This is a genomic window from Aquabacterium sp. (assembly GCF_036279655.1).
Lineage (GTDB): Bacteria > Pseudomonadota > Gammaproteobacteria > Burkholderiales > Burkholderiaceae_C > Aquabacterium.
The window spans coordinates 1-5,015 of sequence record NZ_DASUIT010000001.1 but is presented as its reverse complement, the minus strand read 5'-3'; the positions used below and the strand labels follow the sequence as shown (position 1 = coordinate 5,015).

Genomic DNA, 5,015 nt, shown 5'->3' with positions numbered 1-5,015 from the left:
GAAAGGTCTTGCGCGTACAAGCCAGTGGCTGAGCATGCCCTGCGGCTCGCAACTCGGTCACGATGCGCGCCACCTCGCTGGAGATGCCACTGGCGTATTCCATCAGGGTCTGCGCCACCTTCCAGACCAGCAGCAGGGTGGAAGCACGGCCATGCGCGCTGATCAACTCGGCACCACCCAGCACATGTTTGCCTGATGGCGCGATCACCGTGGCCGTGGCGCCGTACAGTTCGAACAAGCGGGCCGCCTCTTCAGTGCCGCATACCGTCATGGGCTGCCTCGCCGCCATCACGACGCGGCCGGGCATGTCACCCATTCCCAAGCCCGTGGTGGTCAGGTCACCGTAGGGGGCATCCTCTTGAATCAGGTCTTGCAGGGCGTCGTCAGACAAAGCTCTGAGCATGTTCGGGACTCCACTTTCGCAGTGTCGCCATCATGGCACCACCAATCGCTCAGCGGTTTGATCTCCCAGAAAAGCACGCGGCCGGGGTGCACATTTCGCACACCCCGGCCGCGCTTTGACTCAACCCGATGACGCTGGATCAGGCTGCCTGCTGAGCCTCCGCACAACGCCTGGCCAGGTGGGCCAGTGCCTCTTCCACCTGATCGACCAGGATCAGGCACAGGTCACCGGCCTGCAGGCGGTCCAGTGCCAGATCAATGGCCACGAACTCGCCGCGGATCTCGTCAACCTTCTGGGCACGCTGCGCCTTGGCCAGGCCTTCGCGCAGGAGGTTGAGCACCTCGCCATCTTCACGGCCACGCTGACAGGCATCCTGAAACAGAATCAGCTCGTCAAAGGCATCGCCCAGGATGGCGGTCTGCTCGCGGATGTCTTCGTCGCGACGGTCACCCGCGCCGCTGATCACCACCGAGCGGCGCTTGGCGGGCAAGCCGTTCACGGCCGATACCAGCGCACGCATGGCGTCCGGGTTGTGGCCATAGTCGGCAATCACGGTGGCGCCGCGGAAGTCCATGACGTTGAAGCGACCGGGGGCGTTGTCGGCATCATTGACGAAGCTGGCCAGACCACGGCGGATGGTGTCCCAGTCCAGGCCCGAACTCCAGGCCGCGCCGATGGCCGCCATGACGTTGTCGACCTGGAAGCCGATGCTGCCATTGCGGGTGATGGGGATGTCGCGCAGCAGCAGGCTTTCGCGCCAGTTGCCCTCGGAAGCCACGATGGCATCGCCATCCACACACAGCGTGCGCTTGCCTTGGGCGCGGTGGGCCGTCAGCACGGGGTTGTGCGGGTCACCGGCGAAATAGATGATGCCGCCCGGGCACTTGGGGGCCATGGCCGTGACGATGGGGTCCGTGGCGTTGAGCACGGCATAACCGTTGGGCGCCACGTTCATCACGATCACGCGCTTGAGGACAGCCAGGTCTTCCACGGTGGTGATGTAGTTCAGCCCCAGGTGATCACCCGCACCGATGTTGGTCACCACGGCGGTCTGGCAACGGTCATAGCCCAGGCCTTCGCGCAGGATGCCGCCACGCGCGGTCTCGAACACGGCTGCGTCCACATCGGGGTGCATCAGCACGTTGCGGGCACTCTTGGGGCCGGCGCAATCACCACTGTCGATCTGGCGGCCGTTCACGTACACGCCATCGGTATTGGTCATGCCCACGCGCAGGCCACTGGTGGCCAGCAGGTGTGCGGTCAGGCGCGCGGTCGTGGTCTTGCCATTGGTGCCGGTCACGGCCACCACGGGGATGCGCCCGTCGTCACCGGGCTTGTACATCTTGGCCACCATGGCCTCGCCCACGTTGCGGCCCTTGCCGTAAGACGGCGAGAGGTGCATGCGCAGGCCAGGCGCGGCGTTCACTTCGACGATGCCGCCATTCTGGTCTTCCAGTGGCTTGTGCACGCTCTCGGCCAGCACGTCCACGCCGCAGATCTCCAGGCCGATGGTCTGGGCTGCCGCGATGGCGCGTGCGGCCACTTCGGGGTGCACGTCATCGGTCACGTCGGTGGCGGTACCGCCGGTGGACAGGTTGGCGTTGTTGCGCAAGATGACGCGGCGGCCCTTCTCAGGCACGGAATCCGGCTTGAGGCCCTGATCAGACAAACGCGCAATGGCGATGTCATCAAAGCGGATCTTGGTAAGCGAGGTGGCATGGCCTTCGCCACGACGCGGGTCGGCGTTGACCTTGTCGACCAGTTCGCGCACGGTGTGGGTGCCATCGCCAATCACATGCGGGGGATCGCGGCGCGCAGCGGCCACCAGCTTGTCGCCCACCACCAGCAGGCGGAAGTCGTTGCCGGGCAGGTACTTTTCCACCATCACGTCGCCGATGTCGGCCGCGGCCTTGAAAGCCGTTTCCAGCTGTTCGCGGCTGGTGATGTTGACCGTCACGCCCTTGCCCTGGTTGCCGTCCTGCGGCTTGCACACGACCGGCAGGCCGATCTCCTGGGCCACCACCCACGCGTCATCCACATCGTCAACGGGGCGGCCAATGGGCACGGGCACGCCGGCCGCGGCCAGCAGGCGCTTGGTCAGGTCCTTGTCTTGTGCGATGGATTCCGACACTGCGCTGGTGTCGTCCACCTCGGCAGCCCAGATGCGGCGTTGTTTGGAGCCCCAGCCGAACTGCACCAGGCTGCCCGTGGTCAGACGGCGCCAGGGAATGCCACGGGCGGCAGCGGCCGTCACGATGGAGCCCGTTGAAGGGCCCAGGCGCACGTCTTCATCGAGCTCGCGCAACTCGGCCAGCGAGGCCTCCACATCGAACTCGCCACCCGCCAGCGCGGCCTGCAGCAAGGCCTGAGCCTTGTCGAAAGCCAGCCGACCAACCTGCTCTTCGCTGTACTCGACCACCACCTGGTAGACACCGGTTTCAACCGTCTGTGCCGTGCGGCTGAAGGTCACCGGGCAACCGGCCTGGGCCTGCAAGGCCAGCGTGGCCGCCTCCAGCACATGGGCCAGGCTGATCTGCCCAGGGCGACCATCGGGACGCAAGGGGCCCAGCGAGGGGAAGATCTTGCGCAAGGCATCTTCAAAGCCCGGCAACTGGTCAATGGCGCGCTCTTGGGGTTCGCACGACACAACGGCCTCGATGGCGGTGTGGCGACTCCAGAGATTGGGGCCGCGCAGGGCCCTGATGCGTGAAACGTCCATCAGCGTGTTCTCTTGTTTGAGCGCACCGTTCAGCGAACGGCTTTGGGAGAAGGATCAAAGGTTTCCAGGCCAGCGGCGATCAGCTCGGGCGGGATGCCCAGAGCCCAGGCCACGGCCACGGCAGCCAGCAGCGACTTGACGCTGGTGCCCGGGATGGCGTGATCGGTGCCAGCCCCGGTCATGCGGCGGGCGGCAGCGCTGTTCAGATCGGCGCAACGCACCGGCATGTAGCCGTTGTGCGTCAGCAGCACATGGTGCCCGTCGATCGACACGGTGCGGCCACCCTTGGCGCGGTGCGCCACCATGGCCGGATTGTTGTGATCCAGATCGTAGAAGATGACTTCGCCATCACACAGGTCGGCCATCTCGACCAGGCGCTCGTCGGCCGCGTTGAGCACGGCCACACCATCGGGCAAAACCACGTCCACCTGGGTGCGCAGCACCTTGAACATCTGGCCGGTTTCGTGGATGTCGTGCTCGGCCAGGGTGGCGTCCACCGGGGCTTCGGCGCCCAGCAGGTCGGTCACCACGCCCACGGCGCAGCGGTCATAGGCCAGGCCGTCGTTGAGGATGCTGGCCGCACCGTTTTCCAGCACGACGGCATTGACCTCGCGGTTCATCAGCAGGCGCTGGCCCGCAGCCCAGTTGGCGCGGTCACCGGATTCAACACGGCGGCTGCCCAGGAACAAACCTTCTCGGCAGGCCAGGCCCACGTGCTTGCCGCTCAGGTGCAGCAGCCAGGCCGTCAGGCGGGCGATGTTGCTGGTGCCTTGCGAACCGGCCACGCCAATGATGGGCACGCGGCCCGAGGCGTCTTCATCGAACAGGTGATCGACGATGGCCTTGCCCACGGGGCGCGGCAGGCCTTCGGCGGGCTTGAGGTGCATCAGCAGGCCGGGGCCGGCATTGACTTCCACCACTGCGCCGCCTTGCGCCAGCAAGGGCTTGGAGATGTCTTCTGCCACCACGTCCACACCGGCGATGTCCAGGCCCACCACGCGGGCAGCCAGGCCCACCAGATAGGCCACGTCGGGGTGAACGTCATCGGTGCAGTCCAGCGCCACATTGCCGTTGCGCTGAATCAGCACGCGGCGACCATCGGCGGGCACGGCGTGCGCCGTCAGGCCCTGGCGCTGCAGATCCAGCAGCACCACTTCATCTTCTTCGATGTTGATGCGGTTGAGCGGGAAGTCTTCCGTCAGGCCACGGCGGGGGTCGGTATTGAGCTGCAGATCGATCAGCTCGACCACGGTGGACTTGCCGTCGCCCGTCACCCAGGCGCTCTCGCCACGGGCTGCCGCCACCACCTTGCCGCCGACCACCAGGATGCGGTGCTCGTCGCCACGGATGTAGCGCTCGACCAGCACCTCGGAGCCATGCTGCTCGGCCAGCTTGTAGGCGGCCTCCACGTCTTCACGCGAGTTCAAATCCAGCGACACGCCACGGCCATGGTTGCCGTCGGTAGGCTTGACCACCACGGGCAGGCCGATGTCTTCAGCGGCTTCCCAGGCTTCGTCCACAGAATTGACGATCTGGCCTTCCGGCACAGGCACGCCGCAGGACTTCAGCAGGCTCTTGGTCAGATCCTTGTCGCGGGAGATGCCTTCCGCGATCGCGCTGGTCAGTTCGGACTCGGCCGTCCAGATGCGGCGCTGCGCGGCGCCATAACCCAGCTGCACCAAGTTGCCATCATTCAGGCGAATGTGCGGAATCCGACGATCAGTCGCGGCACCCACGATGGCGGCGGTAGAAGGGCCGAGGTAGTAATCGTCGATATGCGTGCGGACTTCTTCCACCGCCTTGGCCACATCGAAGGGCTCGTCGTTGATGGCGGCCATCAGCAGGGCGTGGCCTTCCTTCAGGGCGGTGCGGGCCACTTGCTCGTCACGTGCA

2 protein-coding genes and 1 pseudogene are annotated in these 5,015 nt (G+C 65.9%); all 3 read right to left on the bottom strand.

Annotation, left to right across the window (positions count from 1 at the left end; genetic code table 11):
* Positions 1–403, bottom strand: a pseudogene (locus VFW84_RS00015) (ModD protein); the annotation flags it as partial.
* Positions 404–542: 139 nt separating this feature from the next.
* Entirely contained in the window at positions 543–3,122 is a 2,580-nt protein-coding gene (gene cphA, locus VFW84_RS00010; RefSeq protein WP_329678370.1) for a cyanophycin synthetase, read from the bottom strand.
* A gap of 29 nt (positions 3,123–3,151) precedes the next feature.
* Positions 3,152–5,015: acetate--CoA ligase family protein (locus VFW84_RS00005; RefSeq protein ID WP_329678369.1), on the bottom strand; the 1,864-nt coding region annotated here is incomplete at its 5' end.